The sequence below is a fragment of the Bacillus sp. F9_6S_D1_P_5 genome (assembly GCF_054823925.1).
Window position 1 is genome coordinate 92,237 of the sequence record NZ_JBTREW010000017.1, and the last position, 19,482, is coordinate 111,718.

A 19,482-nucleotide genomic window follows, 5' to 3' on the forward strand; every position below is an offset into this window, starting at 1 on the left:
AAAGAGCCGGAAAATGGCTCTTTTTCTAATCTGTCACACATTGATAAAGAAAATATGCTAAAACGAGTATGCTTGCGGCGGAATACATGACATCTAAAGACATATGATCGCCTCCTCATTGTTGTTGTATTGATATTGTATGAAATCTTACAATTTCATATTCAAGTGAAAAATATGTGAACGTTAACAAAATTGTAAAGTGCAAAAATTACAATCATTTTGTATAATAGAAGAAACAACCGTTATATAAAATATAATGAGTGAAAGGGGAGGGAACATACATGCCAAATTGGTTTAGAAAAACCTTAGTCGCATTAATTACCGTATTTACATTTGGTTTAGTGACGCCTCCTTCCATATTGCTTGATAATGCCAAAGCTGCGGACAAGCCTACGAGCACAGCTGGGCAACAAAATTTGGAGAGTACGTCCTATACATATGAAGAAACGAATGACAGGTTAACCACCGATACTTTTATTACGTATGCAATGCAAGAAGCAGAGAAGCAGTCGATGCAAAAGTTTGGCACTAAAATTGGCCCAGTAATTGAAGATGAGTTTAAAGATGTAATATTACCGAAAATTGAAGAGGCAATTGCTGAACTTGCCAATGATGTACCGGAAGATTCGTTGCAATCATTAGCGATTTCTCAAAGACCAGCTGGTGGGAATAATGAAAAAATCTTTCACGTTTATGACACGAAATCAGGAAATGACTTATTGCGATTTCATGTAAGGAGAGATCATCCACCGCAAGATGGTTACTATTTTAATTTCCACTATCACCGTTTTGATGATGGATACTCAGGACATCATGAATTAGGCAATATTTATTGGAATACAAATGTACCGCCAAAGTGGCTTTCTTAAAAAGAACAAGTGAAAATCTTGTTCTTTTTTTGTGTGTATAGAAGGGTAAGACAACTATGTTGTTGAATAAAATAGGTTTAGGAAAAAAGAAGTAAAGGGAGTATGGGAATGCAAAAATACATTGTTTTTGATTTTGATGGCACATTAGTAGATTCACAAAATATATTTGTACCAATTTATAATCAAATTGCTGAAAAACATGGATATAAAACGGTAAGGGAAGAAGAAATTGAGTATTTACGTAAATTAACGATGCCAGAAAGATGTAAACAACTCGATGTACCACTGTATAAACTACCGCTATTAGCGCTGGAATTTTATAAATTGTATCAACCTGCTATAAAAGATCTCATTTTGTTCCATGGCATGAAGGATGTATTAGATGAACTCCATAAAAAAGGGTACGGAATTGCAGTCATATCATCGAACTCAGAAGAGCATATTCGGGCGTTTTTACACAATAATGATATAGAAAATATACAAGAAGTATATTGTTCTAAAAATTTGTTCGGTAAAGATAAAATGATAAAAAGATTTTTAAAATCGAAAAATATAACAGAGAAAGATATGTTATACGTCGGTGACGAACAGCGAGACGTAGCAGCTTGTAAAAAGGCTGGGGTGAATGTGATTTGGGTATCTTGGGGGTATGATGTCATTGAAACAGTGAAAAAAGATGCACCAGATTATATGGTCAATACACCAATGGAAATTGTGCAAGTAGTACAAGGAGCGTATTCTTAATATGAATACACTTCGTACAGGCATTCATCATATTGAATTTTGGGTAGCAAATTTAGAGGAATCCATTTCTTTTTACGATATGTTGTTTTCCGTAATTGGATGGAGAAAATTAAATGAAGTATCATATAGCACGGGAGAAAGTGAAATATATTTTAAGGAAGTAGACGAGGAAATCGTAAGGACGTTAGGTCCTAGACATATTTGTTACCAAGCTATTCATAGAGAAGTAGTTGATGAGTTAGCAGAGTTTCTTTCTAGTACGAAAATAAAGATAATACGTGGTCCGATTGAAATGAATCATTATTCGGAAGGGTACTATACAATTGATTTTTATGATCCGAATGGGTTTATTATAGAAGTAGCTTATACACCAAATGTAGAAATGTAAGGGGAATATACATGAAAACAATTACAGCATGGCAAAACAATATACAAATAGTAAAAGATGCAGTTAATATTGAAGAAATTTCTAAAGGTTTCTCACCTGATAAGAAATATATAGTTACGACAATTGATAATGAAAAATATTTGTTACGGATTGGCGATATACAAGAGTATGAAAGAAGGAAAATAGAATTTCAAATTTTAAATGAAATGGTAAAACGTAACGTACAGGCACAAAGGCCGATTGAAATAGGTATATTGGAAGAAGAAGGTGTATATAGTATTTTCTCATATATAGAAGGGGAAGATGCGAAGAAGCTATTGCCTACGTATTTACCAAAAGAACAATATAAAATTGGTATAGAGGCAGGAAAAGATTTAGCAAAAATGCATACATATGAAGCGCCTAATGATATCCTACCGTGGTATGAAAGAGCAATGAAAAAACATCGAAAATATGTAGAGGCATATAAAACGTGTGGAATAAAAGTAAAAAATGATGATAAAATCATAAAGTTTATAGATGAAAATGAACTATATTTAAAGAACCGCCCAAATCGATTTCAACACGATGATTTTCATTTAGAAAATATAATTGTACGTGATGGGAAATATGTAGGTGTTGTTGATTTTAATGGCTACGACTGGGGCGACCCACTTCATGATTTCGTAAAAATTGCACTATTTGCAAGGGATATTAGTATTCCGTATTCAATCGGACAAATAGAAGGATACTTTAATGGGAAAATACCAGAGGAGTTTTGGAAATTATACGCGGTATACGTTGGCATGACAGTTTTCTCATCAGTTGTATGGTCATTACGAGCGGCACCGCACATGTTAGATGATACGTTAGAACGCCTTACTATCGTTTTAGAGGATCATAAAGACTTTGAGCTATCGAAGCCAATCTGGTTTCAACCAGAAAAGATTGACATGAAATAAAAAAGGAAGGTGTGATTCACACCTTCCTTTTCCTATTACCATTTTTCGTTTTGAAGTAGTTGTAATGCTAACTTTACATCTATATCTTCTTGTATATGTTCCGGAGTCCATGGGATATGTATATGTGGTTGTATACCAATTCCGGACATTCCTTCGCCTTTATCTATAATAGAAAGCCGTGAAGTAGGGTAATAAAGAGCGAATGTATCAGCCCATTTCATTACCGCTAAATTAGAATAATCATTTAAACCAGCAGTAGGACGACCTATTACTCTTACTTTCGATGATTTTTTTGCAACTTCTACAAAAGAATCACCAGAACTTCCGCATGTAACATCTGTTAATATCACTACTCTAGTAGGTGATTTCCTTCCATGTATTGTTAATGATTGGAGTTCTTTTGGTAATTCAGAAGGATCAAATGTAACGAACCCTTTTTTATAATTCTTTTTTAAATCTTGAATAAATACATCTGTGAATATTTTGGAAAGTTCGTCTAAAGAATCATAATCTTCCATTTCCATGTCTTTCATACGTAAATGAAAGTTTCGTTCCGTATGATTTAATTGCATTGTATCTGAAGAATCGAAAAGGGAAATCTCTTTGTCTTCGAATATGTAAGGAAGTAATTTAAAAAATGCATCATCACTTCCACCACGATTCAAACGCACATCAATAATTAAATTCGGAAAAGAATTTAGCTCATTTTTGTGTGAGTCTAATAATCTATTAATAGCTTCAGTATTTGCGAAATCCGTCAAAGTAATTAAAAGTGTATCTTTATTATGCTGTTTAAATGAATAAATAGGCGTGTATTCATTTTGTTTATACTTTTGTAAAGTAATTGTTTGAGTCAATCCATCTTCATCTATAAGTGTACAATTTGACGATTTTAATAAAACATAATCCCATTTTTCTCGTTCATATGTAGCTTCATTTAAATACTTCTTATATTTTATTAATAGCTCAGGAATTTTCATATTATCTAATGCTAGTATAGACTGTCCTTTTTTCACTCTTACTTCATGTGAAGTGGATGTAATATATAGGCGATCTTCGTATCTTTTCACTTGGAAACCAACACTGTTAAGAGGTTGATTGTTAGAGTTCATTTTGAAAAACATATGATTATCTTTAAAGTCTAGTAAGTAATCACGTACAATTTCAGTGAAATGAACTGGTGTCAGTTCTCCGTGTTTCTCTAATTTCTCGATTGTCTGTAAATAAGTAGTAGGATCGTCCCATCCTTTTTTATCAATACAACCGGAATAATCGTGATGAGTAATCGAAACAACTTCTTTGAAAATTTCTGTGTACACAGCTTTTCCTCCAGATAATTTAATTAGTTAAATAATAGAATTCTGTATCCTTTACGTATTATCCTTTTTTGCATAGAGAAAAGAGGAATAGAGGGATGTGTTATCATCCCTCTATTAAAATATTTATTTAATTTTCGTAAATACAAGTGGCTGCGTACTTAACATAGCTGGCACATGTAACTGAAGGGATGGGAATTCACCACTCACATTCATTTCATAAGCGAATAATAAATTCATTTTCATTTGGAATAAGTCAACTTTAGCAGAGAAGATGTCGTAATGATGATGCGCTAATTGAATGTCCATCTCCATAAATTGTACAAATAACGAATCATCTCGTTTGTATACTTGTAATGCTCCGTATGCAGGGTGTTCGAAAGTACCAGTATAGTCCTCTAATTTGTGAGAAGGTGTAGTCCCTTTCATTTGTTCAGGGATGGATTCGGTTGATTCTTTCATCATTTCCTTCATTTTTTCACTATCTTCTACAGCACGTTTATGCCAATCAATGGATTCTAATTCAAGCAGTTCGTCATAAATTTGATTAGCGAGATAAGTAGGAAGTAATGTGCCTCCAGCATTCGTTAAAATGACAAGGCCGATGTTTTCTGTTGGTATGAAAGAAACAAGCGCTGAAAATCCATCAATATTACCACCATGATGAATCACCTTATTACCACGATAAGCGCTTATAAACCAACCAAGCCCATAACTATTTAATGGAGATTCAGGAAGTGATAAAACTGGTTGATCTGGAATGGAATTATGTGGTGTATACATTTGTTGTAATAATTCAGAGGAGATTAATTCATGATCTCCAAATTTACCTTTGTTTAAGTGAAGAAGGACCCAATTTGCCATATCTTCAATTGTAGAATTAATACATCCAGCAGCTCCGACTGTATCGATGTTACGGAATGGAACTTCTTTTATTTCACCTTCATTTTCAATGTAAGGTAAAGCATAATCATCTGTAGTTTGTGAATCTGTAACAGAGAAATTTGTATGTCTCATATTTAAAGGTTCTAAAATATGTTCTGTAGCGTATTGCTCCCACGTTTGATTCGTAATGTTTTCTACAATATAACTCATTGTTGCATACATTAAGTTGTTATAAAGAAATGCTGTACGGAACGGTGCATCAAGTGGTAAATGTTTTATTTTTTCAACGAGATCTTTTCGAGATAAGGAAGAGCTATACCAAAGAGCCTCATGACGACTTACGCCAGTTCGATGAGAAGCTAAATCTCTTCCGGTAACTTGTGAGCTAGCAAGTAGTTCAGATAAAGAGAAGTTTGGTATATAAGACTGGACAGGAGCATCCCAATTAAACTTTTTTTGCTGTGCTAACAAACTTAATGAAAGTGTGCCAAAAGCTTTCGTTGAGGAACCGATTGCGAACAAAGTACGCGGTGTAACAGGGGCTTTTGTCTCTAAATTACGATAGCCGAAACCTTCTGAAATAATCATTTCACCGTCTTTTATAACAGCTACAGCAGCACCAGGAACATTTAAATCCTCCATCATTTTTTCAACCGTTGTTTGTAAAGAAGCCATAACAGGGGTTTCAATTTTAGACATAATTCTAACCTCCAAATATAATTTTTGTTCTACCGCACTATACTTTCGGTAATAGAAAATGAAAACCTTTTTAATTATGGAAAGTTAATAATTTTGTAAGGATGAATGAAATTATTATTTATTTAGAATTTTATTTTTATTATAATTAATTTAAATTAAGATTTAGAAAAGACGGTGAAGAAGTGTGCTAACAATAAAGAAATTGCTTTGTGATAATAAAAATAATCCGATAGGCATAGATTCAAAAGTCGTTAAAATTAGTTGGCAACTCGAGTCGAGTAAGCGAAATGTAAAACAACTTGCGTATCAATTGCAGGTTGCGAAGGATAGAGAGTTTAAAACTATAGTATTCGATTCGCAGAAGGTAGAAACAGATCAAAGTTTATATATACCAATTAATTCATTTTCATACAGAGAAGAAACGCGTTATTTTTACCGGGTAAAGGTATGGGATAATTACGGAGAAGAATCACCTTGGTCAGAAGTAGCATTTTGGGAGACTGGATTACAAGGGCAAGATAACTGGAGCGGGAATTGGATTGCTGCGAAAAAAGAGCGCACACAAGTTATGTCTTTTCATAAAAGCTTTTCTATTAAAAAATTAGTTAAAAAAGCACGTTTATATATCACAAGTTTAGGGTTATACGAGTCTTCTATAAATGGTGAGCGTATTGGAGATTGTTATTTTACTCCTGGTTGGACAAGTTATGATAAGAGAATATTGTACCAAACGTACGATATAACCCATGTATTAAAGATTGGGCATAATGATATTTCTACTCTGGTTGGTAACGGCTGGTATAAGGGGCCGATTACAATGCATCATGTACGTAATTATTACGGGAGAAGGAGAGCGATAATTGCTCAATTACATATTACGTATGAAGATGGAACGAAAGAAAAAATTGTAACGGATGAAACATGGGCGGTAAATCCAAGCCCTATTTTGTATTCGGAAATTTATGAAGGAGAAGTTTATGACGCTAGGCTAGAAGAAAGTGAACAAGTGCTAGAACATGTTGAAGTAATTGAGCATTCTAAACAAATAATTGTTGCACAAGAAAATGAAGCGATTCGTAAAATGAAAATTATAAAACCAATTGCTATTTCAAAACTACCAAATCACGAATGGCTTATTGATATGGGGCAAAATATGGTAGGTTGGGTTCGATTTATAGTCCGTCATGTATATACTGGGCAAAAGATAGAATTGCATCATGCTGAAATATTAAATAAAGACGGTAGCTTTTATAATGGAAATCTCCGAAAGGCAAAACAAAAAATAGTGTATATAGCAAAAGGAGAAGAGGAGGAAACGTTTGAACCTCATTTTACGTATCAAGGTTTTAGGTATGTGAAAATAAGTGGATTAACTCAGCCACCTCAAATAACAGATTTTGAAGGGATTGTATTACATACTGACATGGAAAAAGCGTCAGAATTTGAAACGTCCAATCCATTAATCAATCAACTTCATCATAATGTAGAATGGTCTCAAAGAGGAAACTTCTTTGACGTGCCAACAGATTGTCCGCAGCGAGATGATCGACTTGGATGGACCGGAGATGCACAAATGTTTATTGGGACAGCTACACAAATTATGAATGTCCAATTGTTCTTTAAAAAATGGCTTCAAGATTTATCGCTAGACCAAAATAAAAATGGAGCTGTGCCTTTAGTTATACCAGATGCGTTTGGGAAAAGAGCGGATTTTGATCTGGAGACTTCTGGAGGTTGGGGGGATGCAGCTATTATTTGTCCATGGGTCCACTATTTGCATTACGGAGATGAATCCATTTTAAAAGAACAATATGAAAGTATGAAAAAATATATAGATTACATACGTTCACAAGGTGAGAATGAGTATATATGGGATACAGGTTACCATTTAGGAGATTGGCTTGCATTAGATACGAAACCAGATGTATTTGAAGGCGGAACAGACAAACACTTCATTGCGACGGCTTTTTATGCATATTCTACATCGCTTTTACGAAAGGTAGCTGGGATTTTAGGTGAAAATACAGATGTTAAGTATTATGCAGAGTTACATAGGAATATTGTTCAAGCATTTCAAAATGAATTCGTTACACCAAATGGCAGGTTAATTTCAAATACACAAACAGCCCACATATTAGTACTTCTTTTTGAACTAGTGAAAGGTGATGTGAAGGAGAAAGTATTTAATCGATTAATTGAGCTTTTAAAAGAAAATAGAAATCATTTAACAACAGGTTTTATAGGAACACCGTATTTAAATTTAATATTAAGCAAGTTTCACCGTCATGATCTTGCTTGTAAACTTTTATTTCATGAGGATTATCCATCTTGGTTATATCAAGTTCAAAAAGGTGCCACAACGACTTGGGAACATTGGGATGGCGTAAAAGAGGATGGAACACTTTGGAATGATAGTATGAATTCTTACAATCATTACGCATATGGCTCTATCGTTGAGTGGATATACCGTTATATTGTTGGGTTAGAAGTGGATGAAACAAAACCTGCATATAAACATTTTTATGTACAACCACATTTTGATTCGAATTTAGAATGGATTAGAGTAAAACGTGAGACAGCTTATGGAGAAATTGAGATTGATTGGCGTGTGGAAAAGGAACAAGCCTTTCTACGTGTTTCCATACCACCTAATACGAGTGCTACATTACGGATAGAAGAAATGAATTGGAAAGCAGAGCATACTATTGAAAAGGAATTAGGATCAGGCGATTATAAATTTACATTTTGTAAAAATATAATGAGGTAGAATTCTGTTAATATAGAAAAATTTTTTATTCAGTATGAATATTAAATTCACTGTTTTTCATGTTATGATAAATTTTATATAAGATTGAAAGAAGGTTTTTCTACATATGAAACATGCTGAAAATGAATACTTAAATTTATGCCGCCATGTAATGGAGCATGGTACGAAGAAAGAAGATCGTACAGGGACAGGCACTGTATCTGTATTTGGCTATCAAATGCGTTTTGATCTAAGTAAAGGTTTTCCTTTATTAACGACAAAGAGAGTGCCGTTTCGCCTTGTAGCAAGTGAATTACTTTGGTTTATGAAAGGTGATACAAATATTCGTTATTTATTGCAGCATAATAATAATATTTGGAATGAATGGGCATTTAAGAGCTGGGTAGAAAGCGATGAGTATACGGGTCCTGACATGACTGATTTTGGTCTTCGCTCACAACAAGATGAGGAATTTAAAGTACAGTACGATGAGCAAATGGAATTGTTTAAAAAGAACGTTTTAGAAGATGATGATTTCTCAAATAAATATGGTTATTTAGGAGACGTATATGGTAAGCAGTGGCGTGCTTGGAAAACGACAGCTGGTGAGACACTCGATCAATTAAAAGATGTAATTGAAATGATTAAGAAAACACCAGATTCGCGTCGCCTAATTGTTTCTGCTTGGAATCCTGAAGATATACCAAGTATGGCATTACCGCCTTGTCATACGTTATTCCAATTTTATGTAGCAGATGGCAAACTTTCTTGTCAGCTATATCAAAGAAGTGGTGACATATTCCTTGGAATTCCATTTAACATTGCAAGTTACTCACTACTGACACATTTAATTGCACATGAATGCGGACTTGAAGTGGGAGAATTTGTTCATACAATTGGAGATGCACACATTTATACAAATCATTTTGAGCAAGTAGAAAAGCAATTGGCACGTGAACCACGTCCATTCCCGAAACTTACACTAAATCCAGATGTGAAATCTGTGTTTGATTTTGAAATGGAAGATTTAACAATTGAAGGATATGATCCACATCCAGCAATTAAAGCACCAGTTGCAGTGTAATTGTAGAGGAGATGAAAAGATGATAGTTTCATTTATGGTCGCAATGGACGAGAATCGAGTAATTGGTAAAGATAATAATTTACCTTGGCGCTTACCAAGTGAATTGCAGTATGTAAAGAAAACAACGATGGGTCATTCGCTTATTATGGGGAGAAAGAACTATGAAGCGATTGGTAGACCACTGCCTGGAAGACGTAATATTATTGTAACTCGCAATGAAGGGTATCATGTTGAAGGTTGTGAAGTAGCACATTCTGTAGAAGAAGTGTTTGAACTATGCAAAAATGAAGAAGAGATCTTTATTTTTGGTGGAGCGCAAATTTATGATCTCTTTTTACCTTACGTAGACAAGTTATATATAACAAAAATCCATCATGCATTTGAAGGAGATACATTCTTCCCAGAAATGGATATGACAAATTGGAAAGAAATTTTTGTTGAAAAAGGTTTAACGGATGAAAAAAATCCGTATACGTACTATTATCATGTATATGAAAAGCAACAATAATAATAAGGATTGATGTGAATATTCGCATCAATCTTTTTATTTGTATCCATCAATATAGGTTTATAGATGAGATTCGATAGTGCTATAATGAAAGATAGCGTGTGAAAATGCTAAAATTTTCAAGAGTATTAAGATAGAAAGAGGAGGAGAATCGATTGAGAAAGATATGGGGGATTCTTTTTCTTTGCTTAACATTCATGTTAGTCGGATGTGGTAAAGAAGAAAAACCACAGGAAGCATTTGATACATATGCAAAAGCATGGAATAAACAAAAATTTGCAGAAATGTATGATCAATTAACAGAAAAGGCAAAAAAAGATATTTCAAAGAAAGAATTCACTGAGAAATATGAAAAAATTTATTCAGGCATTGAAGTGAAAAACTTAAAAGTAGAAGCAGGAGAAGTAAAAGAAGATAAAAAAGATGAAGGTCCTGTTCTTTTTAAAGTAAGTATGGATACAGTTGGTGGTAAAATCAATTTTGGCCATGAAGCAAAAATGGTGAAAGAAAAAGATGGAGATAAAGAATCTTGGAAAATAGATTGGACTCCTGATTTTATATTCCCAGGTATGACGAAAGATAGTAAAGTGCGTATGCAAACGACAGAGCCAAAACGTGGTGAAATATACGATCGTAATGGAAAAGGTCTTGCAACGAATGGGAAAGCTTCTGAAATTGGAATAGTTCCAGAAAAATTAGACGATACTGCTCCGCAAACGAAAGAGACAGTAGCAAAGTTATTAAATATGACTGTAGAAGAAATTGATCAAAAACTAGCTGCTAAATGGGTAAAACCAGGATATCTTGTACCAATTGGAATTTTGCCTGAAGGGGCAACGCAAAATACGTACATTGAATTAGCAGGTGTTTTAACAAAACCTGTAAATGTTCGTACATATCCATTAGGAGAAGCGGCAGCTCATCTGACTGGATATATTGGGAAAGTAAATGCTGAAGATTTAAAAACGCTACAAAAGAAAGGCTATCAAGCAGATGATCCAGTAGGTAAAGCTGGTTTAGAGCAAGTACTGGAAGAAAAGCTGCGCGGTAAAAAAGGCGGCCGTGTCTTTGTAGAAGATGCACAAGGAAAAGAAATTAAAAATTTAGCAAAAACAGATGCTGTTGATGGAGAAAATGTAACTTTAACGATTGATAGTGTTGTTCAAGAAAAAACTTATAATGAAATGAAAGGTGAGGCTGGTTCAAGTGCTGCAATTAATCCGAAAAGTGGAGAAACCCTTGCACTTGTAAGTAGCCCAGCATATGATCCAAATATAATTGCAAGAGGGACATCAAAAGCACAACGAGAAGCATGGAATAATGATCCGAAGAAACCGATGACGAATCGATTTACACAATTATCAGTTCCAGGCTCTGTATTTAAGCCTATTACAGCTGCAATCGGTCTTGAAACGAAAACGATTGATCCAAAAGAAGAGTTGAAAATTGAAGGATTGAAATGGACAAAAGATTCTTCTTGGGGTAATTATTATGTAACGCGTGTAAAAGATGCAAATCCGATTGATTTTGATAAGGCGATGAAATACTCGGATAATATTTATTTCGCACAAGAAGCTTTGGAAATCGGAAAAGATAAATTTATGAGTGAAGCGAAAAAATTCGGATTCGATGAGAAATTACCAATTGAATATGGATTCCCAGCTTCAAAAATCGCAAATGATAGTATTAAAAATGATATTCAAATGGCAGACACAGGTTATGGACAAGGGCAAGTATTAATGACGCCACTCCATTTAGCATTAACGTACGCACCAATTGTTAATGATGGAAACATACCTTCTCCATATATTATTAAAACAGATAAGCAACCAAAAGTTTGGAAAGAGAATGTAATTTCAAAAGGCAATCAGGATATATTAAAAACCGCTATGACGAAAGTAATTAATGATCCAGATGGTACTGGGAAAATTGCTAAAATTGATGACATGACTCTTGCTGGAAAAACAGGTACAGCAGAATTAAAAGTATCAAAAGAAGCCGAAGGAAAAGAACTAGGTTGGTTCGCTGCATTTGATTTAAATTCACCAGATATGGTCATTACCATGATGATTGAAGATGTAAAAGGTAGAGGTGGAAGTAATATTCCAGCTGAAAAAGTAAAACATGTATTTCAAAAATAATATGTAATAAAAGGCTAGCTCTATAATTTGTAGAGCTAGCCTTCTTATATGAAGGAATTCTTTAATATTTGTATACTGAATTTTAAGGAAACAAAATAAATCATTAACTTACGAAAAAAAAGTAGCTATTTTTATTGACATCGAACATAACTTTTTGTATTATACTTACATAAGGTAAGTTATTTACTTCCGTATTATAAATCTTAAATTAAAGATAAAGTGTAGAAAAGGGAGAGAATACAATGACAAAAGTACTATTTATTACAGCAAATCCAAATTCAGCAGAAGGTTCTTTCGGAATGGCAGTAGGGGAAGCTTTCATCGAAGCTTATAAAAACGAACATCCACAAGACGAAGTTGTAACAATTGATTTATTCAACACTACAGTACCAGCAATCGATGCAGATGTATTTGCTGCTTGGGGTAAATTTGCAGCAGGTGAAGGTTTTGAAACTTTAACTGAAGCTCAACAACAAAAAGTTGCAGCAATGAACACAAACTTAGAAACGTTTATGCATGCAGATCGTTATGTATTCGTAACTCCAATGTGGAACTTTAGCTACCCACCAGTAGTAAAAGCATACTTAGATAACGTAGCAATCGCAGGTAAAACATTCAAATATACTGAGAATGGTCCAGTTGGCTTATTAGAAGGTAAAAAAGCACTTCACATTCAAGCGACAGGTGGCGTATATTCTGAAGGAGCATACGCAGCTGTAGACTTCGGACGCAATCACTTAAAAACTGTATTAGGATTTGTCGGTGTAAATGATACTGAATATATTGCAGTTGAAGGTATGAATGCAAACCCTGAAAAAGCACAAGAAATTAAAGAAGCAGCAATTGCTAATGCTCGTGAATTAGCAAAACGTTTCTAATATATAATACTAAAAAATGTCCAAACACTTGCTGTTTGGACATTTTTTCTTCTTTTTCCTTCGTTTGTCTAGTATAATGAAGGTCGGAATGATAATAGGTGGGGGTTCTGTATGATTCAAACGTTTTTTAAAATCTTTTATTTAATTTTAATCGTAATTGCGATTACACCGAGAATGTGGCGTCTGAAAAAGCAAGTAAATACTATGTCGCCACAAGAAAAAGATAATGCTGTGTATAAAACGACAAATTGGTTTGGTAAGAAAATGGTACAAGTTGCTGGTGGGGCAGTTGAAGTAAAGGGACTTGAAAATGTTCCGAAAGACAAGCCAGTACTAGTTGTAAGTAATCACCAGAGTAATATGGATATCCCTGTTTTACTAGGTTACTTAAATAAACCAATTGGATTCGTTTCAAAAGCAGAGATTAAAAAGTTCCCAGTTGTACCAACATGGATGGAACTTATGAATTGTGTATTTATGGATCGTAGCGATCGTCGTCAATCACTTCAAGCGATTAAAGATGGAATCGAGTTATTAAAGAATGGACATTCTATCGTAATTTTCCCAGAAGGGACAAGAAGTAAAGGTGGCGAAATTGGAGAGTTTAAGGCTGGGAGTTTTCACCTTGCAGTAAAATCTGGTGTAGCAATCTTACCTGTAACATTAGATGGGACATATAAAATGTTTGAAGCGAATGGAAACCGTATGAAACGAGCTCATGCAACAGTAACAATTTCTAAGCCGATTACACCTGAAGAGTATGCGAATATGGATATTAAAGAGTTAACGAAGTATACACAAGATGTTATCGCATCACAATTACATAAGTAGTCAACTACCCCCACTGAGATACAGCGTTTCAGTGGGGGTTTGAGTTTGAACGCTAGGTCTTTTCGTCTATCGCTAGACAGTTTGACGCTCTAGCATTCATGCCACCTGACGGTAACACCCCAAGTATGTTTTTGGTTGGTACTGGCAACGAACTATCGTTTTTCCACTTGCACCACCCTTTCGAAAAAAAGCAGTTCTTCCTTCTGGAAGAAGCCACCACTCAGATGAATCTGGCGTGTGCTACAAGCCCCGACAAGTCGAGTACACATGGATGGTTGACACACCCACTAAGCTATGCGCGAGGCAACAGCCTTACGTTTTTGCACTTCTAATAGAATCGGCGTTTTTACTTTAAGACTTTCATCCAATTCTACAACTCTTGATTTTTCCAATGTATTCAATGCACCATTAATATCCGAATGAATACATCTTCCTGATTTACTTTGGTACAGACCACGAGTGATTCGTTTACCACTAAAGCGATAATGCGTCCTATCATCCTTAGACCAAACTGGAACCGGATCTTTATCAAGAAAACTAGCTTTTGAAGTATAGCTTTCTTCTTGTTTGAAAAATCGTATACCTTCTTTTATACATTTATTCTCAATTGCCGCAATCAGTTTATGAAACGGGATTTGAACAAATGTTTGATTATTCTTTTTTCCCATATCAGATTTTTGTTTCCAACTAGCGTTATACCCTACGACAACCGTATCTATGTTACATGCTTTCACTTTTTTAAATAACAGGCCTACCGTTTGTGAAATGTAACCATTTATTTGTCGTTCTCGTTTATGCCAAAGTGCAGCCATTCTATTCGTTACATTACGTTTTGAAATTCCATTGTCCACATTTTTCTGTTGTAGATTACGTATCATTTTGTTGAAGTACTGGTTAATAGATTTTAGTTTTTTCCCATCAATTAAAAATGTATCACCTGTATTGGTTACGCAACTTACTAATCTGTCTACACCTAAATCGCAACTCAAAGCGTTACTCGTAGTCGTGGATTGTTGCTTCATTTGAGAAACGTGCATGTCATATGTGTAATGCACCTCAAAGAACCGACCTTTTTGCTTCGGTACAATCTCAATGTAGGAGATTTTTTTATTTCTTACGTTTTTAGGCATACGTATTTTAATGGAGCTGAATTTTTTCCTGAATGCCACATTCATCGGAATCATCCAATACCCGTTCTCATCCACTTTTGGGACTTGATAGATTTCAATAATTCGTTTGTCAGTGGAACGAGAATAATTCGGAAACTTAGGACGCCCTGTGAACTTCTCAGGTTTTTTCTTCCACTGTTCCAACGCTTTAAAAAAGCTCTTCACTTCTGTAAATAAGGCTCTACGAATCGCTTGAACAGAATTTGATTGAATGCCCCAGTAATTCATATCGGCTTGCATGGCGGTATCCACTTCTTTTACAGTAGCAATTTTATTATGGGTCAAATAACTTTGTTTCATCGTGTACAATCCAACATTTCGCAATGCTTTTGAACTATGTGACATGCGCTGAAGTAAACGAAATTCCTTTGCAGTCAGGCAAGCTCGTCCGATATTCTGTTTCTGGGTGAAGCGCTGCATATTCTCTCGTTTCTTTTGTTTACGTAATACTTTCACTGCTTTCTTTCTAGCCATTGTTTTCACCACCTTTCTTAGAGAGTTCATTAAACTTATTCATTACTTTTGGTGCAAGTAACCGAATGATGATTATTATCCAATTTCGTTGTCTTACGATCTATTCCCTCCTTATCTAAGGGCAGATTATATCGTAAAACAAAAAGAAACAAATATTTGCCCCGGGAACATTGTTATGAACGAAACAAAAGAGTTCAGACTACCTTCTTGCCGAAAAAGATAAAAAAGGTTTCAGCTTACATTAAGCTGAAACCTTTTTTATTATGCCGTAGGTAAGACGTAAAAGAGTACGCAGAAGAACATCATCGCACTACCACCTAATACGAAAAGATGCCAAATGGCATGATTGAAAGGTAACTTTTCCCAAAGGAAGAATATAGCCCCTACAGAATATAAAATTCCGCCCGCTAACAGTAGTGAAAAACCATGTCCAGTTAGATTTTCATAAAGTGGTTTAATGGCAACGATTATGAGCCATCCCATTATGATATAACATAGCGTTGATGCCTTAATAAAGCGACGTACAAAGAAAATTTTGAAGATGATACCCCCGATTGCTAGTGTCCATATAATTGCGAGTAACGTCCAACCTAATGGTCCACGAAGCGTAATAAGTAAAAAAGGAGTATATGTGCCAGCGATTAATAAATAAATGGCTGAGTGGTCTAGTATAGTAAATAATTTTTCTACTTTTGGATGGTGAATGCTATGTAACAATGTCGAAAACAAGTACAGTAAGAACATGCTTACACCATAAACCGTAAATGCAACTACTGCAGATGCGGTACCATGCTTAGAGGCATGAATAATTAATATGATTAAGGCAGGGATGCTTAAAATGGCACCGATACCATGTGTAATTGCATTTGCAATTTCTTCTTTCACAAATTGTGTCATTCGTGTCATTTTTTCAGTCATAATGCAAATCCTTTCTACTATCATAAAATAATATGTCTTTTCCCTTACCATATCATACACAAGGGCAATAGAAAATGAAATTTGTATAATTGATTATATTTTTGAATTTTTTTGACAAAAGCTAATGGATTTGTTGACGTTTTCAAACTTTTTTGACAAAATAAAATTATGTAATAGTAGGACAAGGAATCTACTAATAAAGGGGATGGAGAAATGTTTTCAAATATTGGCTTTCCAGGATTAATTTTAATTTTAGTAGCTGTACTTATTTTATTTGGGCCGAAAAAATTGCCGGAAATCGGAAAGGCTTTAGGGGAAACGTTAAAAGAATTCAAAAAATCAACGAAAGAGTTGACTGATGATGCATTTCAAGAGAAGGAAAAGAAAGAGAAAATGTAATGAATTTTCCTCGTAATGGATAAATAAAGTGTGGTGAACGAGATGGAAGATCGGGAAATGAGCGTCGTAGAACATATAGTTGAGCTTCGCAAAAGAGTAATATATACAGTGTTATCCTTTGTACTATTTTTAATTATTGGGTTTACTTTTACGAAGGATATTTATTTTTGGCTTGTAAAAGATTTACCAATGAAATTAACTGTTCTCGGTCCAAGTGATGTATTGTGGATTTTTTTCTCGATTGCTACAGTATTTGCTATCGTTTGTACAATTCCTTTTGCTGCTATACAAATTTGGTTATTTGTAAAACCGGGTTTACATCCAAATGAACAAAAGATGACAGTAATGTATATACCGGTATTGTCTATATTATTTATTGCAGGTTTATGCTTTGGATATTTCGTTGTAATGCCGTTTTTATTTCATTTTTTAACTACGATAGGTAATGAAATGTTTAATACGATGTTTACGACAGAAAAGTATTTTCATTTTGTTCTTAATTTAACAGTTCCATTTGCTGTAATTTTTGAATTGCCAGTAGTAGTAATGTTTTTAACGAGTATTGGACTATTGACGGCGGAATTTCTAATAAAAATAAGAAGGTATGCTTACGTAGCATTAATTATCATTGCGTCGTGTATATCACCGCCAGATTTTTTATCTCATAGTTTAGTTGCGGTACCGCTTATTTGTATTTATGAAATTAGTATTGCTTTATCAAAGATTGTTAGTAAGCGAAAAAAGAAAAGAGAAGAAGAAATGCAGTCGAAAAGTGCCTCGTTATAAAGGCACTTTTTTTATTTATTTGTTATACTCTAGCTATAAACGTATACAATATAAAGAAGAAAAAAATTATAGAATCTCCAAAATTTAGACAAACTTTGCGCTTTTATAAGTTTATACTGAATATATTAAGCAATATACGGATAACGAGTCCTCGTCTTATGAGAAATTTAGGATGGGGGATGGATTAGGTGGAGATGAATAGAGTATAAATCTTCTAACCATAAGGACTACAGAGATTGTCTAAGGATACTTTTGTATTCATAGGAGTCGCCACTTTAAACAACGTGTTACAGCGTAAAGTAGAAGAAGTTCAAAAATCCAATGAAAAAGAGGATTGATATTGTGATTACGAAAAGTTTTTATTTCACTCATTCAACAGGGGATTGTATTAAAATATTTGAAATCCCTGTCCTACAAGCACAGCATCCATTATCGTTTCTAATTCAGTCTCGTCTTCAATTATTTATTGCAAAAATTCAAAAACAAAAACACCCAAGATTTTCGTATTCTTTCCGTGAATATTTACAAAATTGTTTGAAGTGGAATGATTATTTAAATGTATATAAAACAAATACTCTTGAAAAAAATGCATGATATAGAGTGTGGACAGGGTTAGGAGCTCTGTCTTTTTCATTTTAGGTATAAAAATATAATTAATTTGATTAAATTTCGTTCCAAATTGTTGAAAGCACAGGGAATGCTAGTATAATAATAAGGAGAGCGTATTGGAAAGGGAAGAATATAATATGCAAAAAATTAAAATTGTAACAGATTCAACGGCAGATTTATCACAAGAGGTAATTGAGAAGTATGACATTCATGTTCTACCATTATCAATCTCTGTAAATGGACAAACATATTTAGATCGCGTTGATCTACAACCGGATGAATTTATTGAAGAAATGATTAAATCAGAAGAACTACCAAAAACATCACAACCAGCAATGGGTACATTTGTAGAAATGTATGACAAGTTAGGGGAAGATGGAAGTGAAGTACTTTCCATTCATATGACAAGTGGTATGAGTGGTACTGTAGCAACTGCAAATAGTGCTGCATCAATGACCGACACAAAAGTGACAGTTGTTGATTCGCAATTTATTACACATGCTTTAGCATATCAAGTAGTTGAAGCTGCGAAAATGGCAAATGAAGGACGCTCACTAGAAGAAATTTTAAAACGTGTAGATGAAGTGAGAAAGAATACTCGTTTATATGTAGTAGTAGATACATTAGAAAACTTAGTGAAGGGTGGGCGTATCGGTAAAGGAAAAGCGTTTATCGGTTCACTACTTAATATAAAGCCAATTGCTAGCCTTGAAGATGGTGTTTATAACCCTGTAACGAAAGTGCGTAGCCAAGGTCAAATTGTAAAAACGTTAGCTAAGTTATTTGAGGAAGATACAGCTGGAAAAGTTGTAAAAGCTGTGGCAATTCCACATGCGAAAGCAATTCCTTTAGCTGAAAATGTAAAAGCGGCTGTAGAAAAAGTAAGTGGATTTGCTAAATCAGAAATTTTCTTTACAACGCCTATTATTAGTACTCATACAGGTCCGGGTGCAATCGGATTTATGTATTTAGCAGAGTAATAAAAAAGCTACTTGAAATAAATGAACTGTACCCTATAAAATGGACAGTTTAATAAAAAAGCCCTGAAAAATCAAGCACTTAAAAGGTGGTTCCGATATTCAATCGGAGCCATCTTT

Annotated in this window: 18 protein-coding genes; 14 read left to right on the forward strand and 4 right to left on the reverse strand. The window is 34.3% G+C overall.

The annotated features are described in order from the left end of the window. The first annotated feature begins 281 nt into the window (after positions 1 to 281). The 4 genes from ACUXEY_RS20075 (at position 282) to ACUXEY_RS20090 (ending at position 2,942) form a co-directional block, all read left to right on the forward strand. Positions 282 to 869, forward strand: a complete 588-nt coding sequence (locus ACUXEY_RS20075; RefSeq protein WP_429601465.1) for a YpjP family protein — start codon at positions 282 to 284, stop codon at positions 867 to 869. Between the two features lie 108 nt (positions 870 to 977). Then, positions 978 to 1,613, forward strand: a complete 636-nt coding sequence (locus ACUXEY_RS20080) for an HAD family hydrolase (RefSeq protein ID WP_429601464.1) — start codon at positions 978 to 980, stop codon at positions 1,611 to 1,613. A gap of 1 nt (position 1,614) precedes the next feature. Beyond that, on the forward strand, positions 1,615 to 2,001 hold the full coding sequence (locus ACUXEY_RS20085) for a VOC family protein (protein ID WP_461301441.1): 387 nt from the start codon (positions 1,615 to 1,617) through the stop codon (positions 1,999 to 2,001). A gap of 11 nt (positions 2,002 to 2,012) precedes the next feature. After that, positions 2,013 to 2,942 carry an aminoglycoside phosphotransferase family protein gene (locus ACUXEY_RS20090; RefSeq protein WP_461301442.1) on the forward strand — a complete coding sequence of 310 codons (930 nt, stop codon included), beginning with the start codon at positions 2,013 to 2,015 and terminating at the stop codon, positions 2,940 to 2,942. 35 nt (positions 2,943 to 2,977) lie between these two features. On the opposite strand, the gene ACUXEY_RS20095 is transcribed toward ACUXEY_RS20090, so the two are convergent. Together ACUXEY_RS20095 and ACUXEY_RS20100 are read right to left on the reverse strand one after the other, a co-directional pair. Then, entirely contained in the window at positions 2,978 to 4,261 is a 1,284-nt protein-coding gene (locus ACUXEY_RS20095) for a S41 family peptidase (protein ID WP_461301443.1), read from the reverse strand. Positions 4,262 to 4,384: 123 nt separating this feature from the next. Continuing rightward, positions 4,385 to 5,842, reverse strand: coding sequence for a serine hydrolase (locus tag ACUXEY_RS20100; RefSeq protein WP_429601461.1), 1,458 nt, complete (start codon positions 5,840 to 5,842; stop codon positions 4,385 to 4,387). A 184-nt stretch (positions 5,843 to 6,026) separates the two neighbouring features. On the opposite strand from ACUXEY_RS20100, the gene ACUXEY_RS20105 reads away from it, so the two are divergent. The 6 genes from ACUXEY_RS20105 (at position 6,027) to ACUXEY_RS20130 (ending at position 14,030) form a co-directional block, all read left to right on the forward strand. Then, positions 6,027 to 8,609, forward strand: coding sequence for a family 78 glycoside hydrolase catalytic domain (locus tag ACUXEY_RS20105; protein ID WP_461301444.1), 2,583 nt, complete (start codon positions 6,027 to 6,029; stop codon positions 8,607 to 8,609). Positions 8,610 to 8,715: 106 nt separating this feature from the next. Then, positions 8,716 to 9,672 carry a thymidylate synthase gene (locus tag ACUXEY_RS20110; protein WP_429601459.1) on the forward strand — a complete coding sequence of 319 codons (957 nt, stop codon included), beginning with the start codon at positions 8,716 to 8,718 and terminating at the stop codon, positions 9,670 to 9,672. Between the two features lie 19 nt (positions 9,673 to 9,691). Next, entirely contained in the window at positions 9,692 to 10,180 is a 489-nt protein-coding gene (locus ACUXEY_RS20115) for a dihydrofolate reductase (RefSeq protein WP_014893782.1), read from the forward strand. 155 nt (positions 10,181 to 10,335) lie between these two features. Beyond that, positions 10,336 to 12,321 (forward strand): penicillin-binding protein 3, encoded by a 1,986-nt coding sequence (pbpC, locus tag ACUXEY_RS20120; RefSeq protein ID WP_461301445.1) that lies wholly within the window; start codon positions 10,336 to 10,338, stop codon positions 12,319 to 12,321. A 242-nt stretch (positions 12,322 to 12,563) separates the two neighbouring features. Then, on the forward strand, positions 12,564 to 13,199 hold the full coding sequence (locus ACUXEY_RS20125; protein ID WP_001991934.1) for an FMN-dependent NADH-azoreductase: 636 nt from the start codon (positions 12,564 to 12,566) through the stop codon (positions 13,197 to 13,199). 111 nt (positions 13,200 to 13,310) lie between these two features. Continuing rightward, complete coding sequence (locus ACUXEY_RS20130; RefSeq protein WP_098345781.1) at positions 13,311 to 14,030, forward strand: lysophospholipid acyltransferase family protein; 720 nt, start codon at positions 13,311 to 13,313, stop codon at positions 14,028 to 14,030. Positions 14,031 to 14,317: 287 nt separating this feature from the next. On the opposite strand, the gene ACUXEY_RS20135 is transcribed toward ACUXEY_RS20130, so the two are convergent. Beyond that, complete coding sequence (locus ACUXEY_RS20135; protein WP_461301446.1) at positions 14,318 to 15,673, reverse strand: RNA-guided endonuclease TnpB family protein; 1,356 nt, start codon at positions 15,671 to 15,673, stop codon at positions 14,318 to 14,320. Between the two features lie 261 nt (positions 15,674 to 15,934). After that, positions 15,935 to 16,591, reverse strand: coding sequence for a PAQR family membrane homeostasis protein TrhA (gene trhA / locus ACUXEY_RS20140; protein ID WP_000136894.1), 657 nt, complete (start codon positions 16,589 to 16,591; stop codon positions 15,935 to 15,937). A gap of 213 nt (positions 16,592 to 16,804) precedes the next feature. On the opposite strand from trhA, the gene ACUXEY_RS20145 reads away from it, so the two are divergent. From ACUXEY_RS20145 to ACUXEY_RS20160, 4 genes are all read left to right on the forward strand, one after another. Then, complete coding sequence (locus ACUXEY_RS20145) at positions 16,805 to 16,990, forward strand: twin-arginine translocase TatA/TatE family subunit (protein WP_000492443.1); 186 nt, start codon at positions 16,805 to 16,807, stop codon at positions 16,988 to 16,990. Between the two features lie 42 nt (positions 16,991 to 17,032). After that, entirely contained in the window at positions 17,033 to 17,776 is a 744-nt protein-coding gene (tatC, locus tag ACUXEY_RS20150; RefSeq protein ID WP_461301447.1) for a twin-arginine translocase subunit TatC, read from the forward strand. Positions 17,777 to 18,118: 342 nt separating this feature from the next. Next, on the forward strand, positions 18,119 to 18,370 hold the full coding sequence (locus ACUXEY_RS20155; RefSeq protein ID WP_000629012.1) for a DUF2535 family protein: 252 nt from the start codon (positions 18,119 to 18,121) through the stop codon (positions 18,368 to 18,370). 152 nt (positions 18,371 to 18,522) lie between these two features. Then, positions 18,523 to 19,365 carry a DegV family protein gene (locus ACUXEY_RS20160; protein ID WP_025991670.1) on the forward strand — a complete coding sequence of 281 codons (843 nt, stop codon included), beginning with the start codon at positions 18,523 to 18,525 and terminating at the stop codon, positions 19,363 to 19,365. The last annotated feature ends 117 nt before the right edge of the window (positions 19,366 to 19,482 follow it).

What these genes read in the sequence shown, in the direction of transcription:
- ACUXEY_RS20080 (WP_429601464.1), top strand. Translation starts at nt 978, where the DNA reads ATGCAAAAATACATTGTTTTTGATTTTGATGGCACATTAGTAGATTCA.
- ACUXEY_RS20125 (WP_001991934.1), top strand. Translation starts at nt 12,564, where the DNA reads ATGACAAAAGTACTATTTATTACAGCAAATCCAAATTCAGCAGAAGGT.
- ACUXEY_RS20135 (WP_461301446.1), bottom strand. Translation starts at nt 15,673, where the DNA reads ATGGCTAGAAAGAAAGCAGTGAAAGTATTACGTAAACAAAAGAAACGA.
- trhA (WP_000136894.1), bottom strand. Translation starts at nt 16,591, where the DNA reads ATGACTGAAAAAATGACACGAATGACACAATTTGTGAAAGAAGAAATT.
- ACUXEY_RS20160 (WP_025991670.1), top strand. Translation starts at nt 18,523, where the DNA reads ATGCAAAAAATTAAAATTGTAACAGATTCAACGGCAGATTTATCACAA.
- ACUXEY_RS20115 (WP_014893782.1), top strand. Translation starts at nt 9,692, where the DNA reads ATGATAGTTTCATTTATGGTCGCAATGGACGAGAATCGAGTAATTGGT.
- ACUXEY_RS20075 (WP_429601465.1), top strand. Translation starts at nt 282, where the DNA reads ATGCCAAATTGGTTTAGAAAAACCTTAGTCGCATTAATTACCGTATTT.
- ACUXEY_RS20085 (WP_461301441.1), top strand. Translation starts at nt 1,615, where the DNA reads ATGAATACACTTCGTACAGGCATTCATCATATTGAATTTTGGGTAGCA.
- ACUXEY_RS20145 (WP_000492443.1), top strand. Translation starts at nt 16,805, where the DNA reads ATGTTTTCAAATATTGGCTTTCCAGGATTAATTTTAATTTTAGTAGCT.
- ACUXEY_RS20090 (WP_461301442.1), top strand. Translation starts at nt 2,013, where the DNA reads ATGAAAACAATTACAGCATGGCAAAACAATATACAAATAGTAAAAGAT.
- ACUXEY_RS20100 (WP_429601461.1), bottom strand. Translation starts at nt 5,842, where the DNA reads ATGTCTAAAATTGAAACCCCTGTTATGGCTTCTTTACAAACAACGGTT.
- ACUXEY_RS20110 (WP_429601459.1), top strand. Translation starts at nt 8,716, where the DNA reads ATGAAACATGCTGAAAATGAATACTTAAATTTATGCCGCCATGTAATG.
- ACUXEY_RS20130 (WP_098345781.1), top strand. Translation starts at nt 13,311, where the DNA reads ATGATTCAAACGTTTTTTAAAATCTTTTATTTAATTTTAATCGTAATT.
- tatC (WP_461301447.1), top strand. Translation starts at nt 17,033, where the DNA reads ATGGAAGATCGGGAAATGAGCGTCGTAGAACATATAGTTGAGCTTCGC.